Source organism: Rhodococcus sp. PBTS 1 (genome assembly GCF_001620025.1).
Classification (GTDB): Bacteria; Actinomycetota; Actinomycetes; order Mycobacteriales; family Mycobacteriaceae; genus Rhodococcoides; species Rhodococcoides kroppenstedtii.
Window position 1 is genome coordinate 2576432 of the sequence record NZ_CP015219.1, and the last position, 26167, is coordinate 2602598.

Below are 26167 nucleotides of genomic sequence, written 5' to 3' on the forward strand. Positions count from 1 at the left end.
TCTCAGAAACCATTGCGCACTTCAAGTCGCTGAGTCAGTAGCACCCAACTGCGCTGCGACGTGGGCGGCGAAGATCGGGTCGTCGTGGATGCGGGCGACGACGTCGTCGGCGATCTTGTCCACATCAAGAGGCCCGTCTGGGCCGTCGTACTCCACCGACTGCGCGGGCCACTGGAAGTCGATCCGCGGGGTGTATGCGCTCTCTCCGTCGTCGCCATAGGCGGTGAGGACATGATCAAAGACAAGCCGCACCTTCGAGGAGAAGATGTCGAGCGTGTAGGGAGTCTCGGGCAGCTCTTGGTCCAGGACTCGTCGGATCGTGCTATCGACGTCATTCATCACGTCGACCTTGCGACGCCAGTCCTGGACGAGCTTCTCGTGGAGGTGCACGAGAAGCTTCTGGGCGCTGGCCTTGACGGTCTCACGCTCCTCGTCAGTCAGGACGGGATTGGGTTGGGTGAGCAGGTCGAAGATCGCCAGCTCCTCCTCTGTCAGATCCTCGCGAGCGGATCGCTCCTCCTCATGGGTCAGAGTCTTCGACAGCTCGATGAGGCGGCGGAGGTACTCGTCGATGTTCACACTGCCCGCGTTGTAATCATTGATGAGCTGTTCGATCCGCTCCACAAGTTCGTATCGGGTCGGGTTCCGCGTCGCCGATGCGATGGCCTGCTGGCGCAACAGCTGCGCCAGTCGGTCGGTCTCGGCTCGTTCCCGTCCGGCGAGCTTGGCCGACAGACCTTCGAAGTCGATCTGTGACAGGTCAATGAGCGGATCGGGTTTGGTCCCCTCGGCAGCGGCTCGGATGACATATTCCTCGGCACCTACGGAGCGGTCGAGCAGTGCGTCCACCGCATCCGTGACCGAACCGAGGTCCGCCTCGGCCGGCCGTGTGACCTCCGCGATGCGCTCGGCGAGCACCCTGATCGCTGCGACGTTGCGTTGCTGCGCAGCAGCCTTGGGGTCGGGCAGGAGGGCCTTGAAGAGCTTCCGCACCTGGCGTGCCTTCTGCTGGAAGTCGGTGCGTGTGCCCTCGTCGACGAGTAGCGCCTCGACAGCTGCGTCGCGCTTGGCGACGTGGTCGAATCCTTCGGCGTCGCGCATCGCAGCAAGGTCGACTCCGACGCCGGTGCAGAAGGCGAACAGGTCGGCCACGGCAGCGTCCAGCTCGGCGGCGAGGGCGTCGATGATTTCGATCGGTGAGTCGCCGGCGTTCGCGGCCCCGTAGATCGCCAACGCCTTCTCCAGGTTCCGGAAGACACCGACGTAGTCGACGATCAACCCGTTGTCCTTCTCCGGGAAGACCCGGTTGGCCCTGGCGATCGTCTGCATCAACGTATGATTACGCATCGGCCGGTCGAGGTAGACCGTCGAGACACTGGGCGCGTCGAAGCCGGTCATCCACATCGCGCAGACGAACACGAGCCGCAGCGGGTCCTGGGCGTCCTTAAACTTCTCGGCCAGGTCCTCGCGGATCATCCGCTCGCGGTGCGGTCGGATGTCGAGGCCCTGTTCGTCAAGCATCTTCAGCTCGTTCTGGCTCTGCGAGACCACGACCGCCATGTCGGTGGTCTCCATGAGCTCGATCCGCGATGCCAGCCACGGACGCTCGAGCTCTGGCAACGCGTCATGCTCCGCCTTCAGGTCAGCCAGACGCTCGGTCCAGGCTTCTCGGACGAGGTTGTACATCCGCACGGCTGCGGCCTTGTCGAGCCCGACGTACATCGCCTTGCCGGTGAAGCCCCGGCCGACGAAATGGGTCACGAGGTCTTTGGCGATCGTCTTCAGGCGCTCAGGACGTGTCAGCAGCGTGTATTGCGTACCGAACGCCCGAGCGAGCTGGCCCTCGGCGTCCTCGTCGAGCTCGGCCTCCTCGAGGAGTTCGTTGAGTTCCTCGGAGAAATTCTCGTTGACCAGCTGCAGCTCGGGAATGCGGTTCTCGTAGTACAACGGGACCGTCGCGCCGTCCTCGATCGCGTCGCGGAAGTTGTAGACGCTGACGTAGTCACCGAACTGCTCGCGCGTGGCCTGCTCCTCACCGGCGATCAGCGGTGTGCCGGTGAAGCCCATCATCGAGGCGTTCGGTAGCGCAGTGCGCATGTTCAGGGCGAGTGTGTCGTACTGGCTTCGGTGCGCCTCGTCGGTGATGACGATGACATCCGAACGGGTTGAGAGAACCGGCATCTGCCGCTCCCCCAACGCCTTCGACGGCTGGAACTTGTGGATCAACGTGAACACGTACCGGTGGTCAGCCGCCAGCAGCTCACGCAGGTGCGCCACGGAGTCTGCGTGCACCCTGGCCTCGGGCGAGATCGCCCCGGCGTCGGCGAACTCCCCGTGAAGCTGAGTGTCGAGCTCGGTGCGGTCGGTGACCATGACAAACGTCCACCGGCCCGGCACCCGTCGCAGCACCTTCTGGCTGAACCACAGCATCGACAGCGACTTGCCCGAGCCCTGCGTATGCCAGAAGACTCCCAGGCGCTTATCCTGCTCAGCACGCGCCCGGTGCAGGTTCTCGATCGCCGCGTTGACTCCGAGGTACTGGTGGGACCGAGCGATCACCTTGATCAGGCCACCGGGACGCTCCATGTAAGCAACGAAGTTTTCCAGCAGGTCCAGCAGCACCGCCGGGTGGCAGGTGCCGCGCAGCGCGGTCTCCAGTGCGACCGCACCGCGGGTGCCGTGAGCGTCGATGACCTTCCAGTCGTTGAAGAATTCGAAGGACGAGTACGTGGAGCCGACCTTGGCCACGGAACCGTTGGAGAGCACCACGAAGCAGTTCGGGATGAACAGCTGAGGGATGGTGTCGCGGTAGTCCGTCAGATTGTTGTCGTAAGCCGCCTCGACCGACTCGTTTGGCTCCTTGAACTCCATCAGTACCAACGGGATGCCGTTGATGAACAGCGCCAGATCCAGCCGCCGGCTGTGCAGGTTGCCCTTGACCCACATCTGCTGCACCGCCAGCAAGTCATTGTTCGATGAATCCTTGAAGTCGAGGAACCGTAAGGTCTCAATCTGCTTCGTGCCCTGGTCGTCAGTCCACTCCGCCAGATAGCCGTCACGCAGCAGGTCATGGACTTCCCGATTGGCGCGGACCCGGTCCATGGCTGTGCGGTCATTCGTCAGCACCTCGATCGCCTCGTTGATAGCGATATCGGGCACGTATTCAGAGTTGATCTTGCGCATAGCAAGCCGCAGCCGGTGAACGAGCACGACATCACGTTGGGAGTCGCGCCCCAGGCTGCCCTCGGGTCCCAAGATCTCCTGGAAGGCGTCGACCGGAGTCCAGCCGAGCTCCGCCAGAAGCTCGATGCTCGGCTTCTCGACGTACCGGTACTCAGGACCCGTGGGAGTCATTACGCCACCTTCTCCGCGATCAGCGTGTCCAGGTTGAGCGACGACACGTCGATCTGCCCTGTCACGAGTTGGGGTAGCAGTAGATCGCGAATCGCTCCGAGTCGACTAGAGTGCTCCTCCAGTTTAGTTATGAGCGAATGGAGCAAGCCCACTTCACGACCAAATAAATGGGCTAGAGACGGTGGAGTCATCACCATTCTGATGTCCGCAAAAGTAGACTTGTTGATAATTGGTGTAGCCGATCCGGAAGCCATTCCTCTGATCCTCTCAGATGCGTGACTCAAGGCCTCATAAACATAAGACTCGGATGTTACCGAGTGATCAACGACAACTGAGTTCACCTGTTGGTTCGTCACCAACGGCTTAACAGCGAGGGTAACCTTGCCGATCGATCCGATAGATGAGAAGCAAACGGCACCCGCTGGCAGGAGTCGCGATTTGACACTAGCAACGCCCGCGTCTGAGAGATGCCGCGCGGGTCGGGCGTATAAGCGCCGCCATCCCATTTCGGTTGGGGTCAGGAATGGCGTATCATGTGCCTCCCCCCAGTAGCGTGGTTGCTTAGTCGACGGTGTAGCGCCAGTTACAATTCGACCAAAGGAACCGACTCGACCGACATGCCATCCCTCAGGGATTGGACCGAGAGCGGAGTCGACCATGGGCACATCGCCGTGGCCGGGGTAGCGGAACTTCACGAACCATTCTCGGTAAATGGCCCGCGCCATCTCCTCCAGCACCTCGATCCGCCTGCGGTTGTTCTCGATCAGATCGTCGATGCCTCCGAGGACTGCAGCTATGCGCAACTGCGTTGCATGACCAGGAAGACGAACAACCACCTGGGAGAATGTCGACTTGTTAATAATCGGCGTTGCGGCACCACTCGCAGACTGCGCGATAGAAGGAGCCATATGTTTGAGCAGGTAATAAAGGAACCGACCATCAGTGTTGGCATTCGGAATCACCGAGTTGACTTGCTGATTAGTCACCGACTCGGACTCGAGAAGGCAGACCTTCCCGATGGAACCGATACAGACGAAGGCTACTGAGTCGCGTGGTATCAGGCGCGTTCGAAGGCCCGCCAGGCCCTCAGCCGATAGCCATCTCTCAGGTCGCGGACGACGATCGCCTTCCGTCATATCGCTGGGAGTCACGAAGGGAGTCGACTCACCAAACCAGTTTGATTTGCGCGAGGGCGGGGTGCTTCCAGTTACGACCTTACCAAGATCAGCGATCGTCTTGGATTGCCACTCGCTCATATTTCAAGAACCCCTTGAAGGGCCACGTCGACCTTGGATCGCAGCACGTCGGCCTCGTCACTTAGCGCAGTGAATTCCTCGTACAACGCAGTGAGATCACCCATGAAGTCGACATCGCTCTCGTCGACGGCAGCCGTGCCGGTGTAACGGCCCGGGTTGAGGCTCCATCCTTGGGCTTCGATCTCAGCTCGAGTGGCGACCTTGCACAGGCCGCCGACGTCGACATACTTCCCGTCGGGGAAGTTCTCGGCCCCTAGCGCTTCGCTGCCGTCGACGGTCTCGACGTCCTCGCCACGGTAGAGCCGCACCACATTGGCTAGGAACTCGATCTGATCGGCTGTGAAGTCACGGTGGGCGCGGTCGATCTGCCGGAAGATGTGGCGAGCGTCGAGGAACAATACGGTGTCCTCGCGCGGGGTGCCGACCTTAGCCTTGTCAAGGAACCACAATGTCACCGGCAGGGTAACGGTATAGAAGAAGTTGGAACTAATCGCGACCATCACGTCCACGGTGCCGGACTCGATCAGTTGCTTGCGGATCTCCTTCTCAGAGTGGCCCGCGTCGCCTGCGGAGTTCGCCATGACGAAGCCGGCACGGCCGGTCGGGGACAGCGCGGCGTAGAACTGCTGGATCCAGAGGAAGTTGCCGTTATCGGCCCTGGGCAGGCCGAACGGGAACCGCCTGTCACCGGCGAGCTGGTCCTTCTTGATCTTGTCTACGTTGAAGGGCGGGTTGGCCATCACGTAGTCGAAAGCACCTACGGCGCTGTGCGGGTCCTCGTAGTAGCTGTTGGCCTGCCGGATGTCCCCGGACAACCCGTGCAATGCCAGGTTCATCTTGGCCAGCGGGACGGTGTCGTCGGTCTTTTCAACACCGAGAATCGAGAGTTGACGGCTGGCCGACTCGTTGTGGCGCTCGACGAACTTCGCACACTGGACAAACATGCCGCCCGACCCGCAGGCAGGGTCGAACACGCGCCCCTGGAAGGGCTCGAGGATCTCGACGATGAGCCGGACGATGGAGTACGGGGTGAAGTACTCGCCGCCGCCCTTCCCTTCCTGCGCGGCGAAGTTGGACAGGAAGTCCTCGTAGATAAATCCGAAGGCGTCACCCGAGAGCTGGGTGGGCAACGGCGCGAAGAGTCGAAGCAGCTCGATCAAGGTCGAGCGCTCGAGCTTCCGGTACCCGCGCGGCAGGATGTCCTTCAGCTCCGGGTTGGCTGCCTCGATGGCATTGATCGCATCGTCGGTGGCTTTGCCGATGTCATCACCCTCGGGAAGATCGACCAGGCTGGACAGCCGTGACTCGTCGGGGACGTAGAGCACCGATCTGGCCTTGTAGTCGGCGGCCGTCGCCGGGTTCCGAGCACTGGCCTTCGACTCGACCACCCCACGCACGGCCTCAAAGCGGCTCTCCGCGTACGCGAGGAAGACGAGCCCCAGGACGGGGTCGCGATACTGGACCGGGGTGAGCTTAGAGTTGGCCCGTAGTTCGTCGGCAGCCGCCCATAGAGTGGCTCGAACCTTGGCGAGATCGACTGTCTTCACTTCTTGCCCCCAGATGTTAATCCGCTACGGAACTCCACCACGTCTCCGTCGGCCATGACGTAGTCCTTGCCCTCCATGCGCACCTTGCCGGCGGCCTTGGCCGCGGCCATGGATCCGGCGGCGATCAGGTCGTCGTAGGACACCACTTCGGCCTTGATGAAGCCCTTCTCGAAGTCGGTGTGGATGACGCCCGCGGCCTGGGGAGCGGTGTCGCCTCGGTGAATGGTCCACGCCCGCGACTCTTTCGGCCCCGCAGTGAGGTAGGTCTGCAGACCGAGGGTGTGAAAGCCGGCGCGTGCCAGCGCGTGCAGCCCCGGCTCCGACTGCCCGATGCTCTCGAGTAGCTCCATGGCCGACTCGTCGTCGAGCTCGATCAGCTCGGACTCGATCTTGGCGTCGAGGAACACCGCGTCGGCCGGGGCGACGGCGGCACGCAGCTCGGCCACCTTGGACTCGTCGGTCAGCACCGACTCGTCGGCGTTGAAGACGTAGAGGAACGGCTTGGTGGTGAGCAGATTGAGCTCGCGGAGCAGCGACGCGTCGAACGTGTCCTTCACCGAGTACAGGGTCTTACCGCTGTCGAGGATGCTCTGCGCTTCCTTGGCCGCGGCCACCATCGGCGCTCGGTCCTTCTGCGTCCGCGCTTCCTTCTCCAGCCGCGGCACGGCCTTCTCCAGGGTCTGCATGTCCGCGATGATCAGCTCGGTCTCGATGACCTCGATGTCGGCGGCGGGGTCGACACGGCCGTCGACGTGCACCACGTCGTCGTCGGCGAACACGCGCACCACCTGGCAAATGGCATCGGCCTCACGGATGTTGGCAAGGAACTTGTTGCCGAGACCCGCCCCTTCGGACGCGCCCTTCACGATTCCCGCGATGTCGACGAACGTGACCGGCGCGGGCAGGATGCGCTCGGAACCGAAGATCTTCGCCAGCTCGTTAAGCCGCGGGTCCGGCAACGGCACGACACCCTCGTTGGGCTCGATGGTGGCGAAGGGGTAGTTCGCCGCGAGGACGTCGTTCCGAGTCAGCGCGTTGAACAGGGTGGACTTGCCGACGTTGGGCAGACCGACGATTCCGAGAGTGAGGCTCACAGAGAGAAGAGTCTAACGGTCAGTAGCTGTAGCTCGATCCGGCCGACACCGCCACCGCGATGATCACGACGTAGAACAGGATGAACAGCGCGAAGAGCGCCCCGAAGATGTAGAGCGAGTACTTGCCCAGCTGCTTCGTCCGTTCCGACGCGTAGTGCGCGCCCTGGTAGTCGCCGAGCGACCACCGCGGGAAAACGGAACTCGAGTGGTTGAACGCCGAGAACGCGAGCGGCCAGAAGAAGACGAGTGCGGCGACGGCCCACCCGGCGTTGGTGGGAGGCAGCGGCGGCGGACCGTACGGCTGCTGCGGGTACGCGGGCTGCTGCTGCTCGGGGTTCGGGAACGACGGCGTCTGCTGATAGCCCGCCTGCCCGAAGGACCCGGTCCCGACACCGGCGGTCGACCCCGTGCCCGGCGCGCCGCCGTCGGCTCGGTACTCGGGGTTGGGCTTGTACTCGGGGTGATCGGACACGAGGAGCATCGTAGGCCGTCCCGCGGGCGGACGACGCGGCGAAACAGGCGGCGTTGTCAGGTCGTGACACGGGCGCGCGCGAAGACCGCCACGAAATGTCGGTGCCCCTGCTTACAGTGTCCCCGATCACACGATGATCGCCCTTCCGACGCAGGAGCTCCGTAGATGACCGTCGTTTCCGACAGAGACAACCCCCACGTCGAGTTCGTCAAGAACGACGACGATCTGCCCCCGGTCGCGGTGGTCGATCGGACTCCGATGTCCGCGGCCAAGCGCATCATGTTCGTCCTCATCGGCATTCTGGGCGGTGTCGCCTGGACCATCGTCGCCATCGTGCGCGGGGAGAACCCCAACGCGGTGTGGTTCGTCATCGCCGCCGTGTGCACCTACATTTTTGCGTTCCGGTTCTACGCCCGCCTGATCGAGAACCGCGTCGTGCGGCCGCGGGACGATCGTGCGACTCCGGCGGAGATCCTCGAGAACGGCAAGGACTACCTGCCGACCGATCGCCGCGTGCTCTTCGGCCACCATTTCGCGGCCATCGCCGGCGCCGGCCCCCTGGTCGGCCCCGTCCTCGCCGCGCAGATGGGCTACCTGCCCGGCACCCTCTGGATCATCGTGGGCGTCGTCTTCGCCGGCGCGGTGCAGGACTACCTGGTGCTGTGGTTGTCCACGCGCCGCCGCGGCCGCAGCCTCGGCCAGATGGCCCGCGAGGAGCTCGGCGTGGTCGGCGGCACCGCCGCCATCGTCGCCGTGTTCGTCATCATGATCATCCTCATCGCGGTGCTGGCCCTGGTGGTCGTGAACGCCCTCGCCGAAAGTCCCTGGGGCGTCTTCTCGATCGCGCTGACCATCCCCATCGCACTGTTCATGGGCGTCTACCTGCGCTACCTGCGCCCGGGCAAGGTCTCCGAGGTCTCGCTCATCGGTGTGGTCCTGCTGCTGCTCGCGATCGTCGCGGGTGGCTGGGTCGCCGAAACCGACTGGGGTTCGGACTGGTTCACGCTCTCCAAGGTCACCGTCGCATGGCTGCTCATCGCCTACGGCCTTGCGGCGTCGGTCCTTCCGGTGTGGCTGCTGCTGGCCCCGCGCGACTACCTCTCGACGTTCATGAAGATCGGCACCATCGTCCTGCTGGCGGTCGGCATCCTCATCGCGCGTCCGGTGCTGCAGATGCCCGACACCACGTCCTTCGCCAGCACCGGCAACGGCCCGGCGTTCGCGGGATCGCTCTTCCCGTTCCTGTTCATCACCATCGCGTGCGGCGCGCTGTCCGGGTTCCACGCCCTGATCTCGTCCGGCACCACGCCGAAGCTTCTCGAGAAGGAGAAGCAGATGCGGATGATCGGCTACGGCGGCATGCTCACCGAATCGTTCGTCGCGATCATGGCCCTGGTCACCGCGTGCATCCTCGACCAACACATCTACTTCGCCCTCAACGCACCCACCGCGCTCACCGGCGGCACCCCGGACACCGCCGCGGAGTACGTCAACGGACTCGGCCTGTCCGGCGGCGACATCACGCCGGCCGAGTTGTCGCAGGCCGCGGCCGACGTGGGCGAGGAGTCGATCATCTCGCGCACCGGCGGTGCCCCCACCCTGGCCTTCGGCATGTCCGAGGTGCTGCACCAGGTCTTCGGCGGCGAGAGCCTCAAGTCCTTCTGGTACCACTTCGCGATCATGTTCGAGGCGCTCTTCATCCTCACCACCGTCGACGCCGGCACCCGCGTCGCGCGATTCATGCTCTCGGACTCGCTGGGCAACCTCGGTGGCCCGGCCAAGAAGTTCCGCGACCCCTCCTGGCGCGTGGGCGCTTGGATCTGCTCGATCGTCGTGGTCGGCGCCTGGGGCGCCATCCTGCTGATGGGCGTCACCGACCCGCTCGGCGGCATCAACACCCTCTTCCCGCTCTTCGGCATCGCGAACCAGCTGCTGGCCGCGATCGCTCTCACCGTGGTGCTCACCGTCGTGATGAAGAAGGGCCTCTTCAAGTGGGCCTGGATCCCGGGTGTGCCGTTGGTGTTCGACCTGGTGGTCACCATGACGGCCTCCTACCAGAAGATCTTCTCCTCGGTCCCGGCCATCGGATACTGGGCGCAGCACAGCGACTTCAAGGAGGCGAAGGCGCAGGGGCTCACCGAGTTCCGCACCGCCGCCACACCGGAGGCGATCGACGCCGTCATCCGCAACACCTTCATCCAGGGCACGTTGTCCATCGTGTTCGCCGGGCTGGTGCTGGTGGTCGCAGCGGCCGGGGCGATGGTGTGCATCAAGGCGATTCGGCAGGGCGGTCTGCCCAGTACCGAAGAGCCCGACGTGCCGTCGAAGATGTTCGCCCCCAGCGGGTTCGTCCCCACCGAGGCGGAGAAGACGGTGCAGGCCGAGTGGGACCGCCTCATCGAGTCCGGGGTGGTGGACCGTCCCGGCACCAAGCACGGCGGGCACTGAGCGTGGACGTCGTTCTCCGCTCCCTGCGCGGCGTGCACTGGTGGATCACCTCCGTCATGGGAGACCACGACTACGCCCGCTACGTCGACCATCTGCAGCGACGACACCCCGGCGCGCCCGTTCCCTCCGAACGGGAGTACTGGCGTCGTCGTCACGCGGAGGCCGACGCCAACCCGGGAGCCCGATGCTGCTGACGCCGCCGCTGACACCATGAGGTGGTGACCGCACCGCGCTGGACCACCACCGAGGCCGACCTCGACGTCACCGAGCCGTACGACGTCCGGTGGATGAGCTGGTTCCTCGCCGGTCACGCCGTTCCGGGCATGGAGACGGTGGTCGACGGGACCTACCGGCGCTCGCTGCGCCTGGCCCACGGTCCGGCCGTGGTGTCGTGTCGGCTCGACCGGCGCCGGGGTGGGACGGTCCTGCACGTCGCCGTCCGTACCGCGGACGACCGGAACGTCCCGGACGCTCTGGACCGGGTGCGCCTGCTCTACGGGACCGACGTCGATTCCGCCGACGCCGACGCGGTGCTCGCAGCGGATCCGACCCTCGCTCCCTCGGTCGCGGAGGCGCCCGGTATCAGGGTCCCCGGATCCGTGGATCCGTCGGAGACTCTGCTGCGCACCATGATCGGGCAGCAGATCTCCCTCGGCGCCGCGGCCACCCACACCGCGCGGCTGGTCGCGGCGCTCGGCGACCCGGTCGGTGACGACGCCGGGGCTCCCGAGCACGGCATCGTCCGCCTCTTCCCCGCCCCCGCTGCCGTGGCCGACAAGGGCGCGACCGTCCTGACCGGGCCGGCGCGGCGGGTCACCGCCATCGCCGAGACGGCGCGACGACTCGCCGACGGCGCGGTCGAACTGCACCGCGGGCGCCCGGCGACGGAACAGGAGGCCGACCTGCTCGCGCTCCGCGGCGTCGGACCGTGGACGGCCAGGTACGTGTCCATGCGTGTCCAGGGCGATCCCGACGTGCTGCTCGACACCGACCTCGTCGTGCGGCAGGGCGCTGCGCTGCTGGGGGTGGATCTCCGCGAGTCGGGGCGTTGGTCACCGTGGCGCTCGTCGGCCTCGATGCACCTGTGGCGGGTGGCTTTGCTCGACCGGGGCGCCTATCCGGCCGCGACCGGGTGAGGGATGAGAAAGCCGCGCCCGGGTACAGTGCAGGACGCAGGCGACCTTTCTCCTCGGGTCGGTTCGTGACCACCCCCAACGGGAAGGAACACCCCACCGTGGGAGAGAACGACGCAACCTCGTCCGCCGCCGGCGTCGCGGCCGACACCACGACCGACACCGAGGCCGGCCGCCCGCGCCGCGACCGATCCGCGCTCTTCGGCAGCGGCGGTGCGTGGCTCGCCAAGTGGTCGGCGATGCTCCTGGTCATCGCCGGAGCGTTGTGGGTCGGCGGCTGGCTGATCGGTCAGCTCTGGGTCATCGTGTTGCCGGTCCTGCTCGCGCTGATCGTCGCCACCGTGCTCTGGCCGCCCACTCGGTGGCTGCGGCGCATCGGAGCCCCACCCGCGCTCGCCGCGGTGACGTCGTTGCTCGGGTTCTTGGCCGTGCTGGCCGGCGTGGTCGCCTTCATCGTGCCGTCCGTCATGGACCAGGCCCCGGAACTGGCGGACAGCGCCCAGGAGGGCATCAACCAGGTTCAGACGTGGCTCGAGGGCCCGCCGGTGAACCTCGACGACCAGCAGATCGACAGCGCTGTGCAGGCTTTGGGCAATCAGCTGCAGGACAGCGGGGCGATGATCGCGTCCGGCGTGTTCTCCGGCGTCGCGACCGCCGGGTCGATCCTGGTGACGCTCGGCCTGGTGCTGGTGCTGAGCTTCTTCTTCATCAAGGACGGCCCGCGCTTCCTCCCCTGGCTGCACGGTCTCGCCGGACGCAAGGCGGGCGGGCACATCGCCGAGGTGCTCAGCCGCATCTGGGACACGCTCGGCGGGTTCATCCGCACCCAGGCGATCGTGAGCGCCATCGACGCGATCTTCATCGGTATCGGACTGCTGATCCTCGGCGTGCCGCTGACCCCGGTCCTGATGACGCTGACGTTCCTCGGTGGCTTCATCCCGATCGTCGGTGCGTTCGTCGCCGGCGCCCTGGCCGTGTTGGTGGCGTTGGTGGCCAACGGTTTCACCACCGCGGTGATCGTCCTCGTCATCATCCTCGCGGTGCAGCAGATCGAGGGCAACGTGCTGCAGCCGATCCTGCAGAGCAAGTCGATGAAGCTGCACGCGGCCGTCGTCTTGCTCGCCGTCACCGCCGGCGGTTCCGTCTTCGGCATCATCGGCGCATTCCTCGCCGTTCCCGTCGCGGCCGCGGCGGCCGTCCTGGTCCGGTACGTCAACGAGCAGATCGAGCTCCGGTCGGACGAGCACCCGCCCGCCAACGTGATCGCCGAGAAGGTGCACGACGATCTCGGGACCGAGGGGGACGACGCGCCCGTCGTCGTGCACGAGCACGGGACCCGCTTCGCCCCGGATCCGAGCCCGTCCGAGGACACGAACCGCACGACGGACAGCTGATCGTCAGATCGCCGGGGCGTGCACCCGCACCGTCGACCCGGTCCGCCCCCGCATCACCTCGAGTCGACTGGGGACGCGGTCGCGCAGTTCGCTGACGTGACTGACGATGCCGACCGTGCGACCGCCGGACCGCAGGTCGTCGAGCACGCCCATCACGGCGTCCAGCGACTCGGCGTCGAGGGTGCCGAAGCCCTCGTCGACGAACATTGTGTCGAGGGTGACGCCCCCGGCCTCAGCCGCGACGACGTCCGCGAGCCCGAGAGCGAGGGAGAGTGACGCGCAGAACGCCTCCCCACCCGAGAGCGTGCCCGCCGGTCGAACGACACCGGTGTAGTCGTCCCTGATGTCCAGGCCCAAGCCGCCGCGAGTGCCGCGCGGCCCGGCCTCGTCGGAATGCACGAACTCGAAGCGCCCCTCGGACATGCGCCGGAACCGCAACGACGCGGCCGCAGCGACCTCCTCCAGACGCGCGGCGAGGACATAGGACCGAAGCGACATCTTGCGGGCGTTGGCGCCGCGACCGGCGACGACGTCGGCCAAGGCTTCGAGTTCCTGCTGCCGCTGCTGCAGCGGCCCGATCGCGTCCGCCACCGACCACAGCTGAGCCGTCAGGTCCGCGAGTTGACGCGACCGGCGCTCGGCCTCGTCGGCGCTCGCCACGGCTCGGTCCAACGCCTCGCGGGTGGCGACGTCCACCGCGTCGACGGCATCGGTGTCCACCGGGCCGTCTGCCATCGCTGCGGCGACATCGGCATCGGCGAGTGCGGCGCCCGCGGCGGCCTCCTCACGCTCGGCGCGGGCGAGGTCGGCGCGCAGCCGTTCCCGGGCCTCCGCCGTGCGTGCGGCGGCGATCGCCTCGGCTCGTCCGGCGAACCCGGCCTCCGTCACCGCGTCGTCCACGTCCGCGTTCGCCCGGTCCGCCGCGGTGCGTGCCGCGGCGGCGGCGGTCCTGGTGTCGCGCACGGCGAGTGCCGCGTCGATGGCCTCCTCGACACCCCGGCGACGGTCCGCCACCGACGCCGAGGGTCCGATCGCCGACTCGACCCGCGCGGTGTCCTCGGCGATCCGGGTCTCGAGCGCGGTGAGTCGCTCGTGCGTGGACGCCAGCTCGGCCGACACGGCGGTGATGCGAGCCGCGGTCTCGTCGGCCTCGCGGTCGAGGGCCGCCCGCGCGGACGCGACCGCCTCGCGTCGGACCGCCCGCTCCTGCAGCCGCACCACCTCGGCCGTGGCGGCGTCGAGACGCTCGGCGAGCGCCGCGGAGTCGGCCGCGTCGTCGGGACCCAGGGCTGCCAGGGTCTCCCGCAGGTGCTCCACCCGTGCCCGCGCGGACACCTCGTCGGCCTCGGCCGCACTCTTGCGCGCCTCGGCCTCGCGCTCGTCCCGGAGATCGACGTGATCCTCCCGGCGCACGGCCGGCCTCGGGTGTTCGGTCGCACCGCACACGGTGCACGGCTCGCCCGCCGTCAGCCGCGCCGCGAGTTCCGCCGACATGGAGTCGAGTCGCCGTTCGCGCACGTCCAGCCACCGCGCGCGCAGCTCGTCGCAGTTGCGACGCGCAGCGTCGGCCGTCTCGACGGCCTCCGCGAGTCGACGCTCGATCCGTCGACGCTCCAGTCGCGCATCGACCGCGGCGGCGGCCTCCGCCCGACGCGACTCGGCCGACCCCAGAGCGGCCGCGGCATCGATACAGTCGGCGAGCTCGGCGTCCAGGCGCAGGCGGTCGGCCGGCACGGCATCGAGGCGAGCCCGTGCGTCCGCGAGCGTCTCCGTCAGCTCCCGCACGCGGTCGAGCGCCGTACGACGGTCACGGTCGGCACTCGCGCGGTGCCGCTCGACCTCGGCGACGCCGTCGAGAACGGCGATCTCCCCGCTCCAGTCCTGCACGGCTGCGTCGAGCCGCGCCGCGTCGTCCTCGGACGGCGGCCACGACAACGCCGCCACGACGTCGGCGGCGCGAGTCCTCGCGGCCGTGTCGACCCCCGCCGTCATCGCCGTCTCGGCGCGGTCGGCACGCCGGCGGGCCGCGTCGTACGCCGCGAGGCGACCGATCACGGCCTCGGCGCGACCGGCGGCGTCGAGCTCCTCGGCGCGACGCTCCCGGTCGGCACGACCGGCGGACAGCACGGCCAGGGCCGCCTGTGCGGCCTCGCCGCGGCGACGCGCGTCGGCACGGCGGTGCGCGTCCGCGGCCGCGATGCGGGCGGCGTCGTGGTCCGCGCGCGCAGCGGCCAACCTCGCCTGCTCGACGACGACCCGGTCACGGGCGTCCTCCGCCAGACCGGTGGCCCAGTCGACGACGTCGTCACCGACGGCGTGCTCGACTCCCGCCGCGGTGGCCACCTGAGCCGCGAGGCGGTCGAGAGCGTCCGTCCGGCCGGCCAACGCGTCGGCCCCGGCCCGCCGACGCTCGGCGAACCACTGCTCGACGGACGAGAATCGGTCGGTGTCGAAGAGTTGCTCGAGCAGAGCGCCGCGATCCTCGGTGCGCGCGCGCAGGAACCGCGCGAACTCGCCCTGCGGCAGCATCACCACCTGGAAGAACTGGTCGACGCGCATGCCGAGCAGCCGCTCGACCTCTCGCGCCACCTCGTCGATGCGCGTGAGGTTCTCGCCGTCCCCGTCCTCCCACACGAGCGAGGCGGACGCGTTCTGCTTGGTCACGCCGTCGCCTCGACGCTTGGGCCGCAGGTATTCCGGGGTGCGGGAGAGGGTGACGCGGCGGCCGCCCAGGGTGGCCTCGAGCACGACCCGCGGCGCGACACCCGCCTCGGCGTGGTCGGAGAGCAACCGCCGGTTCTCCCGACGGGACCCGGGGAGCACCCCGTAGAGGGCGAACGCGACGGCATCGAGCACCGAGGTCTTGCCCGCACCCGTGGGGCCGTGCAGCAGGAACAGCCCGTCCGCGCCGAGCCGGTCGAAGTCGACGTCGACCGATCCGCCGAACGGACCGAACGCCGTCACCGACAGTGCGTGGAGCCTCACGCCGACATCGCCACCGACCGGTCCTCCGCCGTCGCGGTCGACGAATCCTGCTGCGCCACGGCCGCTTCCACCGCGGCGTCGAGCAGCGCGCACTCGCTGTCCGACGGTGCGCTCCGCATGTCGGTGACGAAACTGCGCACGATGGCGGCGTCCGTCCGGCCGATCACCTTGTCTCGGTACCGGCCGAGGTCGGAGCCCACGGGCCGATGCCACTCGAGATGCACCGCGAACGGAAACCGCTGACGCAGAGCGCGCATGGCGTCCAGCGGCCGCACTGCATCGGTGAGCACCGCCGACACGTAGTGCTCCTCGGCCGCGGCGAACCGCGCGTCGGACACCAACTCGTCCAGCGTGCCCTCGAGCACGGACAGTCCGCGCACGACCGGGAGATCGATGCGCGTCACGTCGGCGAGACCCTGCGCGTCGAGATCGATCAGCCACACCGCCTTGCGGTGCGAACGCTCGCCGAACGAATACGGCACGGGGGAACCGGAATACCGCACATGCGGCTCCACTTCCTGCGGGGAATGCAGGTGCCCCAACGCCACGTAGTCGACCCCGGCGAACGCGCCCGCGGCGACGGTCTCCACACCGCCGACCGAGATGGACCGCTCCGATCCCGTCGCCTCGCCGCCGACCACGAAGGCGTGCGCGAGAACCACCGAGCGTGTCGATGCCGGCCGGTCCTGCATATCGGCCCGCACGCGACCCATCGCCGCCGCCAGGACGCTCGCGTGCGACCGGCCGCCCGCCACCCCGAGTTCCCGTGCGGTGGCGTCCGGTTCGAGGTACGGGATGCCGTAGAACGCGACGTCGCCGTGCTCGTCGGCCACGACCACGGGCTCCCCCACCGCGGCCACCGTGGTGAACACGTGCAGGCCGCCGGCCGCGGCGAACGAGGCGCCGGCGCCGAGACGCGCGGGCGAATCGTGATTGCCCGACGTGACGACGATGCGGGCACCGGCCGCCCGGATGCGCTCGAAAGCTCTGGTGCACAGGCGAACCGCGTCGGCGCTGGGCACCGCACGGTCGTAGACGTCGCCCGGAACGACCACGACGTCGACACCGTGATCACGCACGATGTCCGCCACCGCGTCCAGCGCACGCCGCTGATCGGCCAGCAGGTCGACACCGTGGAAGGTGCGCCCGATGTGCCAGTCCGAGGTGTGCAGGATCTTCATACGATCGACGCTAACGGAGGGGTACGACAGATCCCGGTCGACGCACGGACGGCCGCGAGCGCGACCTCGGTCACCGGTCGCCGTGTCGGTGGTGTCGGCCATGCTGTGCGCCATGACCGCCGTGACCGCACTCGTCGTCCTCGTCGCCCTCGCCGTGGGGATGGCGCTGGGCTGGTGGCTCCGCAGCGCGCGGGGTGACGTCGAACTCGCCCGCGCCGGCGAGCGCCTGGCCGCCGCCGCGGCCGGCGAGGACGCCGTCCGACGCTCGCTCGCGCTGCTCAACGAGGACGCGGCCCGCCGACACTCCGGAGCGATCGGGGAGAGCATCGCGCGGGTGGTCGACCCGCTGCGGGACGCCGTGGACGCCCTCGAGAATCACGTGCGGGTGGCCGAGCGGGACCGGGCGAGCGCCTACGCGGGACTGACCGAGCAGGTGGCCGGGATGCACCGGGCGTCCCGGCATCTCGCGTCGCAGACCGATCAGCTGGTCACCGCGCTCAGGGCGCCCCAGATCCGTGGGCGGTGGGGCGAGATGCAGCTCGAACGGGTGGTCGAACTCGCCGGGATGACGAAGCACTGCGATTTCGACACCCAGGTGGTCGGCGACGGCGTCCGGCCGGACCTCGTGGTCCGCCTCGCCGGCGGCCGCTCGGTCGTGGTCGACGCGAAGGTGCCGCTGGTGGCCTTCCTCGACGCGGCCGCGGAAACCGATCCGGAGACCGTCGACCGGCACCTCGAGCGCCACGCACGGCACCTACGCACCCACGTCGACGCGCTCGCGGACAAGAAGTACTGGCGCGCCTTCGACCCGTCGCCGGAATTCGTGGTGCTGTTCGTGCCGGGGGATCCCTTCCTCGACGCCGCGCTCACCCGCGACCGGGGCCTGCTCGAGCACGCGTTCACCCGCAACGTGGTACTCGCGACGCCGACCACCCTCGTCGCGCTGCTGCGGACCGTCGCCTTCACCTGGCGCCAGGAGAGCCTGGCGGAGGACGCCGCCGCCGTCGTCGCGCTCGGCCGGGAGCTCTACGAGCGCCTGGGGACGGTCGGCGACCACGTCGACAAGGTGGGCAGCCATCTCGGCAAGGCCGTCGACGCGTTCAACAGCGCGGTCGGCTCGCTGGACAATCGCGTGTTCGTGACCGCGCGCCGATTGCACGAGATGTCCCGATTCGACGGGGATCCGCCCACCGCGAGCACCGTCGACGTCCGTCCACGCGGCGTCGTCCGGTCCGCCACGCACACCACTGCGCCGTCGCGTCACGGGCACGCCGCCGAGGCCTCCGGGTAGATCGACGCTAACCTCGGTGTGTGTCGACCACCCAACACGCACGCTCGGGAGTGCCACTCGATCACCGCTCGGCCCTCCCCACCGTGCCCGGAATCCCCGCCTGGGGTGCCGTGGCGCTGGCGGCCGGCGCGTGTGTCCTCGGCTTCGCCCTCGACGCGATGCGAGCCGGGGAACCCGGCGCCACATTCGCCGTCCTCTACGTTCTGGGCTGCGCCCTCGCCGTGGTGGCCGTGCGCCGCAAGGGTCTCTTCGCCGCGATGGTGCAGCCGCCGCTGCTGATGATCGTCGCCGTCCCCGTCGCCTACCAGACCACCGGGGACGACGCCGGCAGCTCGCTCAAGGACCTCGTCCTGACCGTCGCGGTCCCGCTCGTCGATCGCTTTCCCCTGATGTTCCTCACCACGATGCTCGTGCTCGGCATCGGCGCGGCCCGACTCCTCCTCGACCGCCCGCACCCCGCCCGCACCCGCAGCACCGCCCCCCGCAAGACCAAGCCCCGCAAAACCGAGCCCCGCAAAACCGAGCCCCGCTCCCCGGAGAAGACTCGCGCACGGCGACCCGAGAAGACCGACCCGCGGCCCGACACCACCGGCCGCCGTTCGGGCGGCCGTGCGGAAACCCGTCGTGCTCGTGCCGACGCACCGGCGTCACGCCGGATGCGAGGGGCGCCGCGCGACGACGAGCAGGCGCACTCCGCCCCGGAGACCGGCCGTCGACCGCGCGTGGACGGCGAGCGTCGACGCGACCGGGAGCCGCGGCGGCAGGCGGAACCGACACGTCGTGCGGAACCGCGGCGGTCCTACGAACCCCGGCCCTACTCGGAGCCCCGGCCGTACCCCGAAGCCCGGCCGTACCCGGAAGCGCGGTCCTACCCCGAGCGCCGAACGGGGGCGGAGAACGTCACGCCGCATCCGACGCCGCGGGTGCGCTACCGGGACCGAGACCACTAGATCGACCCGGGGACACCGACCGCGGACCAGGTCGGTGTCCCGGAGCGTCAGACTCGAGCGCTGGTCCGCAGCTCTCGCGGCAGAGCGAAGACGAGGGTCTCGTTGGCCGTGGTGACCGGCTCGACGGAGCCGAAGCCGTGGTCGGCGAGCAGATCGAGCACGCCCCGCACCAGCACTTCGGGCACCGAGGCGCCGGAGGTGATGCCGACCGTCCGCACGCCCTCGAGCCACGCGGTGTCGACCTCCTTGGCGTAGTCGACGAGGTAGCTCGCCCGGGCACCCGCGGCCAGGGCGACCTCGACCAGCCGCACGGAGTTCGAGGAGTTCCGCGAGCCGACCACGATCACCAGGTCGCACTCGGGCGCCATCGCCTTGACCGCCACCTGGCGGTTCTGCGTGGCGTAGCAGATGTCGTCGCTGGGCGGGTCCTGGAGCAGTGGGAACTTCTCCCGCAGCCGCGCGACCGTGTCCATGGTCTCGTCGACGCTGAGCGTGGTCTGCGACAGCCAGATGACCTTGCTCTCGTCCCGCACGGTGACGGCGTCGACGCTCTCGGGTCCGTCGACCACCTGCACGCGGTCCGGCGCCTCGCCCGCGGTGCCCTCGACCTCCTCGTGCCCCTCGTGGCCGATGAGCAGGATGTCGAAGTCGTCCCGCGCGAAGCGCTTGGCCTCCTGATGGACCTTGGTGACCAGCGGGCACGTGGCGTCGATGGTGCGCAGGTTCCGTTCGGCGGCCGAGGCGTGCACCGCCGGGGACACCCCGTGGGCGGAGAACACGAGCAGCGCGCCCTCGGGAACCTCGTCCGTCTCGTCGACGAAGACCACGCCCTGATCCGTCAGCGTCTCCACGACGTGGCGGTTGTGCACGATCTCCTTGCGCACGTAGATGGGGGCGCCGTGCTTCTCGAGCGCCTTCTCCACGGTCTCCACGGCGCGGTCGACACCAGCGCAGTACCCGCGGGGCTCGGCCAGCAGCACGCGCTTGGGTCCGGTGTACTCCCCCTCCGTCGTCGCCCGCCGGGCGATGCCGAGGTCGAGAGCGATGGGCGCCGACGGCTCCGACGTCGCCGAAGGCACCGAGGTGGACGGGGTACTGGGCACAGCCGAGGACATGGCTCCAGGATACGTGGCCACCCCGACCGCCACCCGCTCGCGCGGCGACCCGACTGGGAAAACGGCGCGTCGTCGGGCACTCTGTGCATCATGATTCGTCCTCCCTTCGCAGCCCGAGTCGCGCTGGGCATCGCCGTCACGGTGGTGGAAGAGGCGCGGAGACTCCCCACCACGGCGTTCTCGCTGCCGATGACCGCCGTGAGCGAGGTGCTGCAGACCGCGATGCGCTTCCAGCAGACGGTCACCGAGCTCGCGATCAAGGGCGACCAGGTGTTCTCCCTGCTCGGCGGTCGGCCCGAGGAGCAGCCGGAGTGGGCGACGTTCGACGACGACGCGGCGCGTCAACTCGATGACGACCCGGCACGTCCGTCCGACGCCGGCCCGACGCCCGGCCGCTACACCGACGTCGCCGTCGACGCCCCGTCCCGGACCGCCACCGGGAGCGCATCCTCGGCCACCGACACGTCCGACGGCGACGCCCCGACGTCCGGCCGCTTCGCGTTGTACTCGACCCCGCCGTCCGAGGTGCAGCCCGCCGATCACGTGGCCGCCCCGACGCTCACCGCCGCCGACGCCCGGCCCGAGATCGCGGAGTACCTGGACTACGACGCGCTGACCCTCGCTCAGCTGCGCGCCCGCCTGCGGTCGTTGTCCGTCGACGACCTCACGGAGCTGCTCGACTACGAGACGGCCGCCAAGAATCGCGCCCCCTACCGGACCATGCTCGAGAACCGCATCACCACCGCACGCGCCAAGTGACGTCCCCACCGGTCAGTTCGCCGGAGAATCCTCTCCCCGTCCGCAGCGTCGCCACCAAGGTCGCCGGGTGGATCGACCGGCTGGGCAGCATCTGGGTGGAAGGTCAGCTGACCCAGGTGTCGGTGCGGCAGGGCACGCGCACGGCCTTCCTCACGCTGCGGGACCCGGCGGCCGACATGTCGCTGTCGGTCACGTGTTCGCCGATGCTCATCCAGTCCTCCCCCGTGCCGGTGGTCGAGGGCGCGCGCGTGGTGCTGTACGGCAAGCTCTCCTTCTTCACCGGGCGCGGCACCATCTCGTTGCGTGCCACCGAAATTCGCGCGATCGGCGTGGGCGAGCTGCTCGCCCGGATCGAGCGTCTGCGCGGCATGCTCGCGGCGGAGGGCCTGTTCGATCCACGCCTCAAGCGCCCCTTGCCGTTCCTCCCCCGCGCCGTCGGACTGGTCACCGCACGTGCGAGCGCCGCCGAGAAGGACGTGCTGTCGGTCGCCCGACGACGGTGGCCGGCCGTGCGGTTCGAGGTCCGCAACACCCCGGTGCAGGGCCCGTCGGCGGTGCCCGGCATCCTGCGTGCGATCGCCGAACTCGACGAGCATCCCGACGTCGACGTGATCGTTCTCGCGCGCGGCGGCGGCAGCGTGGAGGATCTTCTCCCGTTCTCCGACGAAGCTCTCTGTCGCGCCGTCGTCGCGGCCCGAACGCCGATCGTCAGCGCGATCGGTCACGAACCGGACAGCCCGCTGAGCGACCACGTCGCGGACGTGCGCGCCGCGACGCCCACCGATGCGGCGAAGCGAGTGGTTCCCGACGCCGAGGCGGAGCTGGCCCTGGTGGCGGAGCTCCGCGCCCGGAGTTCCGCGGCTCTACGGGGGTGGGTCGCCCGCGAGGCCCGCGGACTCGACGCGCTCCGGCACCGGCCCGTTCTCGCGGATCCGATGTCGGGACTCGATCGCCGCGGCGAGGAAATCGCGGAGATGCGCCGCGTCGTCCGCCGCGACGTGCGCCGCGCCGTCGCCTCCGAGAGCACCGCCGTCGACCACCTCCGAGCCCGATTGGTGACTTTGGGGCCGGCCGCGACGCTCGCCCGCGGCTACGCCGTCGTGCAGCGAGTGGTGCCGGGTGACGATCCCGAGGTCCTGCGCAGCGTCGCGGACGCGCCGCCGGGCACCCAACTGCGCATCCGGGTGGCCGACGGGTCCGTCACCGCGGTCGGGATGGGCCGGGTCGCCGCGCCGAGCAACGCGTCGGAGAGGATGGACCCATGAGCGAGACCCCGGTCGACGAACTCGGTTACGAGGCCGCCCGCGACGAGCTGGTGGACGTGGTGAAGGTGCTCGAGCAGGGCGGCCTGGACCTGGACGCGTCGTTGGCGCTGTGGGAGCGCGGCGAGGCGCTCGCCGCACGATGCGAGCAGCATCTCGCCGGAGCCCGCGCCCGCATCGAGGACGCGCTCGCCGGTCGCGACGACGACTGACGCGCCTCGACCGACGCGCCTCGCCCGACCGCGCCGTCAGCGCGGGTCGAGCACCGGTGCCGAGACGACGGCCGACGCCAGGGCGAGGAACTCGTCCTGGTTACCGGACCCGGTGATCAGCGCGCGGCTCCTTCCGAGGTCGGCGACCCAGAACGGCTCGGTGTTCTCGCCGCGGTAGACCACCCAGTCGGTCCCGGCCACGGATTCGACGCCCTGCCCCTCGGTCCGCGCGCCGTCCGTGCGGAAGCGCAGCAGGTCCTCCTCGCTCGCGTCGCTCTGCGTCAGGCCGAGGTAGCTTCCCGACGGCGTGACGAAGCCGACGGTGCTGACCGGCGAGTCCGACCCGGGGATCGACGGGCGCGACGCCGAATTGGGGATCCAGTCCGCGGGCACCTCGGGGCGGCGGATCGGGAAGTCGACCGAGTCGGCGTCCGCCTGCAGCGTGGCGCCCAGATCGATGCGGGGGACCTGTCCGGCCTCAGGGCCGCCGACGCGGAGCGAGCACTGCCCGGCGATGGCCGCGATCACCACGCAGGCGAGAAGCAGCGGGATCAGTGACCACGCCATGTCCTTGTTGTTCTGGAGGATCCTGGGTTTCTTCTCGGCCACGGAGTCCACTATCCCACCTGCCGACCTGCCGACGCCGCCGCGCAGGGTGTGATGCGACAATCACGGCACGTATCCCCGCCCGAGGAGGCACCGCGCACATGACGGCCAGCACCGACAGCTCCACCCCGATGGCACCGGACCGCAACCTGGCTCTCGAACTGGTGCGTGTCACCGAGGCGGGGGCACTGGCCAGCGGACGCTGGGTCGGACGCGGCGACAAGGAGGGCGGCGACGGTGCGGCCGTCGACGCCATGCGGCAGCTGGTGTCCTCGGTGTCCATGCGCGGCGTGGTGGTCATCGGCGAGGGCGAGAAGGACGAAGCCCCGATGCTCTACAACGGCGAGCAGGTGGGCAACGGGAACGGTCCCGAGGTCGACTTCGCCGTCGACCCGGTCGACGGCACCACGCTGATGGCGAAGGGCATGCCGAACGCGATCTCGGTCCTCGCGGTCGCCGAGCGCGGCGCGATGTTCGACCCGTCGGCCGTGTTCTACATGCGCAAGCTCGCCGTCGGCCCGGACTATGCCGAGGTCGTCGACATCACCGCCCCCGTTCGGGTGAACATCGAGCGCATCGCGCGGGTCAAGAAGGGATCGACCACCGACGTCACGGTCTGCATCCTCGACCGCCCCCGCCACGCCGAGCTCATCCAGCAGGTCCGCGACACCGGCGCCCGCATCCGGCTCATCTCCGACGGCGACGTGGCCGGCGCCATCGCGGCCGCCCGCCCGAACTCCCCGATCGACATCCTGCTCGGCACCGGCGGCACGCCCGAGGGCATCATCGCGGCGGCGGCCATGCGGTGCCTCGGCGGCACCCTGCAGGGAGCCCTCGCGCCGACCGACGACGCCGAGCGCCAGAAGGCGATCGACGCCGGTCACGACCTCGATCGCGTCCTGGTCACCGAGGACCTGGTGTCGGGCGAGAACGTCTTCTTCACCGCGACCGGGGTCACCGACGGCGACCTGCTGCAGGGTGTGCGCTACTCCGGCGGCGGCGCCCACACGCAGTCGATCGTCATGCGATCGAAGTCCGGCACCGTGCGCATGATCGACGCCTACCACCGCCTGGACAAGCTCCGGGAGTACTCGTCCGTCGACTTCGACGGCGATTCCGGCGCCGTCCCGTCCTTCTGATCCGATCCGCAGCTGTTCCGCAACCGACCCGCAACCGACGAGGCAAAGGTTCATGACTGATTCCGACCAGTTCCGCATCGAGCACGACACCATGGGCGAGGTCCGCGTTCCCGTGAACGCACTCTGGCGTGCCCAGACCCAGCGCGCCGTCGAGAACTTCCCCATCTCGGGACGTCCCCTCGAACGGACGCAGATCCGTGCGATGGGTCTGCTCAAGGCCGCGTGCGCGCAGGTCAACAAGGACCTCGGGCTGCTCGACGCGGAGAAGGCCGACGCCATCGTGGCCGCCGCGACCGAGATCGCCGACGGCAAGCACGACGGGGAATTCCCCATCGACGTGTTCCAGACCGGCTCGGGCACCAGCTCCAACATGAACGCCAACGAGGTCATCGCGAGCATCGCCAAGAACAACGGCGTCGAGGTCCACCCCAACGACCACGTCAACATGTCGCAGTCGTCCAACGACACCTTCCCGACGGCCACGCACGTCGCCGCCACCGAGGCCGCGGTCACCGATCTCATCCCGGCGCTGCAGTACCTCCACGAGGCGCTCGCGGCGAAGGCCACCGAGTGGAAGACCGTCGTCAAGTCCGGTCGCACCCACCTCATGGATGCCGTCCCGGTCACCCTCGGCCAGGAGTTCGGCGGCTACGCCCGCCAGATCGAGGCCGGCATCGAGCGCGTGCAGTCGGTCCTCCCCCGCCTCGGCGAACTGCCCATCGGTGGCACCGCCGTCGGAACCGGCCTCAACGCCCCCGACGGCTTCGGCCCGAAGGTGGTGGCCGAGCTGGTGAAGTCGACGGGTGTCGACGCGCTGACCCCGGCGAAGGACTCGTTCGAGGCCCAGGCCGCGCGCGACGGCCTCGTCGAGGCGTCGGGCGCCCTGCGCACCATCGCGGTCTCGCTGACCAAGATCGCCAACGACATCCGCTGGATGGGATCGGGCCCGCTGACCGGACTCGGCGAGATCCGTCTGCCGGACCTGCAGCCGGGCAGCTCGATCATGCCGGGCAAGGTCAACCCGGTGCTGCCGGAGGCCGCGACGCAGGTCGCGGCGCAGATCGTCGGCAACGACGCGGCCATCGCGTGGGGCGGCGCCGCCGGCGCGTTCGAGCTGAACGTCTACATCCCGATGATGGCTCGCAACCTTCTCGAGTCGCTCAAGCTGCTGGCCAACGTCTCCCGGCTGTTCGTCGACAAGTGCGTGGCCGGCCTCGAGGCCAACGACGAGCACCTCAAGCAACTCGCCGAGTCCTCCCCGTCGATCGTCACCCCGCTGAACAGCGCGATCGGCTACGAGGAGGCCGCGGCCGTCGCCAAGCAGGCGCTGAAGGAGAAGAAGACCATCCGCGAGGTCGTCGTCGAGCGTGGGCTGGTCCCGGACAAGCTGTCCGAGGCCGAACTGGACTCCCGCCTGGACGTGCTCGCGATGGCGAAGGTGCGCGACTGATCGTCCGCGCGGTGGTGTGAGAAGCGCCGAAAGAGGACAGTCGTGTGTGACTGATCACACTCGACGTGAGGACTCCTCATGAAGCGAACGTCCGCTGTCACCCTGCTCGTCCTCACCGCTGCCGGTGCCGCCCTCGCGGCACCGGCAGTGGCGTCTGCGACGCCCCTTCCCCCGGACGGGGTCTACGTCGGAACGGACCCGTCGGGCGCGCCGGTGCCCTTCTGGCAGGGCAAGACCATCACCGGTGGGGGCACGGCGGCGACCAACCGGGTGCTGGGTGCCGACGTCCTGCCGGCGGACGTCTACAGCGCCCCGTCCATCGCCACGGGCGCCGACGTGATCCACGTCGACTACGGGCGCCTCTCGCCCGCGCTGGGCGCTCTGGTGCACGACGAGATGACCGTCGACCCGGCGAACCCGAATCGGTACACCGGCACGGTCTACTTCGTCGGCTTCGGCGGCGCCGCGCCGATCGGCGGATTCACGCTCACACGGTGAGCGCGGTGAGCGCGCGGGCGG

Annotated in this window: 21 protein-coding genes; 12 read left to right on the forward strand and 9 right to left on the reverse strand. The window is 68.9% G+C overall.

Features of this window, described 5'->3' with window-relative positions; all coding sequences use genetic code 11:
- Positions 1 to 21: 21 nt before the first annotated feature.
- The 5 genes from A3Q40_RS11650 to A3Q40_RS11665 are packed head-to-tail and all read right to left on the reverse strand — an operon-like array spanning position 22 to position 7723.
- A complete protein-coding gene (locus A3Q40_RS11650) occupies positions 22 to 3354 on the reverse strand; it encodes a type I restriction endonuclease subunit R (protein ID WP_068102383.1) in 3333 nt (1110 codons plus the stop codon).
- Positions 3354 to 4610 carry a restriction endonuclease subunit S gene (locus tag A3Q40_RS19805; RefSeq protein WP_082833886.1) on the reverse strand — a complete coding sequence of 419 codons (1257 nt, stop codon included), beginning with the start codon at positions 4608 to 4610 and terminating at the stop codon, positions 3354 to 3356. The genes A3Q40_RS11650 and A3Q40_RS19805 overlap by 1 nt, the downstream gene beginning before the upstream one ends.
- Entirely contained in the window at positions 4607 to 6157 is a 1551-nt protein-coding gene (locus tag A3Q40_RS11655) for a type I restriction-modification system subunit M (protein ID WP_157889566.1), read from the reverse strand. The genes A3Q40_RS19805 and A3Q40_RS11655 overlap by 4 nt, the downstream gene beginning before the upstream one ends.
- Positions 6154 to 7251, reverse strand: a complete 1098-nt coding sequence (ychF, locus tag A3Q40_RS11660; protein WP_068102386.1) for a redox-regulated ATPase YchF — start codon at positions 7249 to 7251, stop codon at positions 6154 to 6156. The genes A3Q40_RS11655 and ychF overlap by 4 nt, the downstream gene beginning before the upstream one ends.
- Before the next feature lie 19 nt (positions 7252 to 7270).
- Entirely contained in the window at positions 7271 to 7723 is a 453-nt protein-coding gene (locus A3Q40_RS11665) for a CD225/dispanin family protein (protein ID WP_235606281.1), read from the reverse strand.
- Between the two features lie 165 nt (positions 7724 to 7888).
- Between A3Q40_RS11665 and A3Q40_RS11670 the strand changes: the two genes are divergently transcribed.
- From A3Q40_RS11670 to A3Q40_RS11685, 4 genes are all read left to right on the forward strand, one after another.
- Positions 7889 to 10171, forward strand: a complete 2283-nt coding sequence (locus A3Q40_RS11670) for a carbon starvation CstA family protein (protein WP_068102389.1) — start codon at positions 7889 to 7891, stop codon at positions 10169 to 10171.
- Positions 10172 to 10227: 56 nt separating this feature from the next.
- On the forward strand, positions 10228 to 10365 hold the full coding sequence (locus A3Q40_RS11675) for a CstA-like transporter-associated (seleno)protein (RefSeq protein WP_074922290.1): 138 nt from the start codon (positions 10228 to 10230) through the stop codon (positions 10363 to 10365).
- A gap of 24 nt (positions 10366 to 10389) precedes the next feature.
- Positions 10390 to 11307: a DNA-3-methyladenine glycosylase family protein gene (locus A3Q40_RS11680; protein ID WP_235606282.1), complete on the forward strand. Its 918-nt coding sequence runs from the start codon at positions 10390 to 10392 to the stop codon at positions 11305 to 11307.
- Positions 11308 to 11405: 98 nt separating this feature from the next.
- Positions 11406 to 12698, forward strand: coding sequence for an AI-2E family transporter (locus tag A3Q40_RS11685; RefSeq protein WP_371829422.1), 1293 nt, complete (start codon positions 11406 to 11408; stop codon positions 12696 to 12698).
- 3 nt (positions 12699 to 12701) lie between these two features.
- Here the strand turns inward: A3Q40_RS11685 and A3Q40_RS11690 are convergent, their stop codons facing one another.
- Both A3Q40_RS11690 and A3Q40_RS11695 read right to left on the reverse strand, forming a co-directional pair.
- On the reverse strand, positions 12702 to 15683 hold the full coding sequence (locus tag A3Q40_RS11690; RefSeq protein WP_069973032.1) for an AAA family ATPase: 2982 nt from the start codon (positions 15681 to 15683) through the stop codon (positions 12702 to 12704).
- Complete coding sequence (locus A3Q40_RS11695) at positions 15680 to 16864, reverse strand: metallophosphoesterase family protein (RefSeq protein WP_068106044.1); 1185 nt, start codon at positions 16862 to 16864, stop codon at positions 15680 to 15682. Before A3Q40_RS11695 ends, A3Q40_RS11690 begins: the two co-directional genes overlap by 4 nt.
- Before the next feature lie 112 nt (positions 16865 to 16976).
- Between A3Q40_RS11695 and A3Q40_RS11700 the strand changes: the two genes are divergently transcribed.
- Together A3Q40_RS11700 and A3Q40_RS11705 are read left to right on the forward strand one after the other, a co-directional pair.
- Complete coding sequence (locus A3Q40_RS11700; protein WP_068106048.1) at positions 16977 to 18155, forward strand: DNA recombination protein RmuC; 1179 nt, start codon at positions 16977 to 16979, stop codon at positions 18153 to 18155.
- Between the two features lie 20 nt (positions 18156 to 18175).
- Positions 18176 to 19105 carry a DUF6542 domain-containing protein gene (locus A3Q40_RS11705; RefSeq protein ID WP_069972943.1) on the forward strand — a complete coding sequence of 310 codons (930 nt, stop codon included), beginning with the start codon at positions 18176 to 18178 and terminating at the stop codon, positions 19103 to 19105.
- 47 nt (positions 19106 to 19152) lie between these two features.
- On the opposite strand, the gene A3Q40_RS11710 is transcribed toward A3Q40_RS11705, so the two are convergent.
- Positions 19153 to 20220: a 4-hydroxy-3-methylbut-2-enyl diphosphate reductase gene (locus A3Q40_RS11710; protein WP_068102399.1), complete on the reverse strand. Its 1068-nt coding sequence runs from the start codon at positions 20218 to 20220 to the stop codon at positions 19153 to 19155.
- Positions 20221 to 20310: 90 nt separating this feature from the next.
- On the opposite strand from A3Q40_RS11710, the gene A3Q40_RS11715 reads away from it, so the two are divergent.
- Genes A3Q40_RS11715 through A3Q40_RS11725 form a run of 3 tightly spaced genes read left to right on the forward strand, consistent with a single transcriptional unit; the run spans position 20311 to position 22453 of the window.
- Positions 20311 to 20979, forward strand: a complete 669-nt coding sequence (locus A3Q40_RS11715; protein WP_068102401.1) for a lipid droplet-associated protein — start codon at positions 20311 to 20313, stop codon at positions 20977 to 20979.
- A complete protein-coding gene (xseA, locus tag A3Q40_RS11720) occupies positions 20976 to 22244 on the forward strand; it encodes an exodeoxyribonuclease VII large subunit (protein WP_068102403.1) in 1269 nt (422 codons plus the stop codon). Before A3Q40_RS11715 ends, xseA begins: the two co-directional genes overlap by 4 nt.
- Positions 22241 to 22453 carry an exodeoxyribonuclease VII small subunit gene (locus tag A3Q40_RS11725; RefSeq protein ID WP_068102404.1) on the forward strand — a complete coding sequence of 71 codons (213 nt, stop codon included), beginning with the start codon at positions 22241 to 22243 and terminating at the stop codon, positions 22451 to 22453. The genes xseA and A3Q40_RS11725 overlap by 4 nt, the downstream gene beginning before the upstream one ends.
- Before the next feature lie 36 nt (positions 22454 to 22489).
- Here A3Q40_RS11725 and A3Q40_RS11730 read toward each other — a convergent pair whose 3' ends face one another.
- Positions 22490 to 23062: a DUF4245 domain-containing protein gene (locus A3Q40_RS11730; protein ID WP_074922295.1), complete on the reverse strand. Its 573-nt coding sequence runs from the start codon at positions 23060 to 23062 to the stop codon at positions 22490 to 22492.
- A 98-nt stretch (positions 23063 to 23160) separates the two neighbouring features.
- Between A3Q40_RS11730 and glpX the strand changes: the two genes are divergently transcribed.
- The 3 genes from glpX (at position 23161) to A3Q40_RS11745 (ending at position 26146) form a co-directional block, all read left to right on the forward strand.
- A complete protein-coding gene (gene glpX / locus A3Q40_RS11735) occupies positions 23161 to 24198 on the forward strand; it encodes a class II fructose-bisphosphatase (RefSeq protein WP_068102406.1) in 1038 nt (345 codons plus the stop codon).
- 52 nt (positions 24199 to 24250) lie between these two features.
- Positions 24251 to 25648 (forward strand): class II fumarate hydratase, encoded by a 1398-nt coding sequence (locus A3Q40_RS11740; RefSeq protein WP_068102408.1) that lies wholly within the window; start codon positions 24251 to 24253, stop codon positions 25646 to 25648.
- 78 nt (positions 25649 to 25726) lie between these two features.
- Positions 25727 to 26146: a hypothetical protein gene (locus tag A3Q40_RS11745; RefSeq protein WP_068102410.1), complete on the forward strand. Its 420-nt coding sequence runs from the start codon at positions 25727 to 25729 to the stop codon at positions 26144 to 26146.
- The last annotated feature ends 21 nt before the right edge of the window (positions 26147 to 26167 follow it).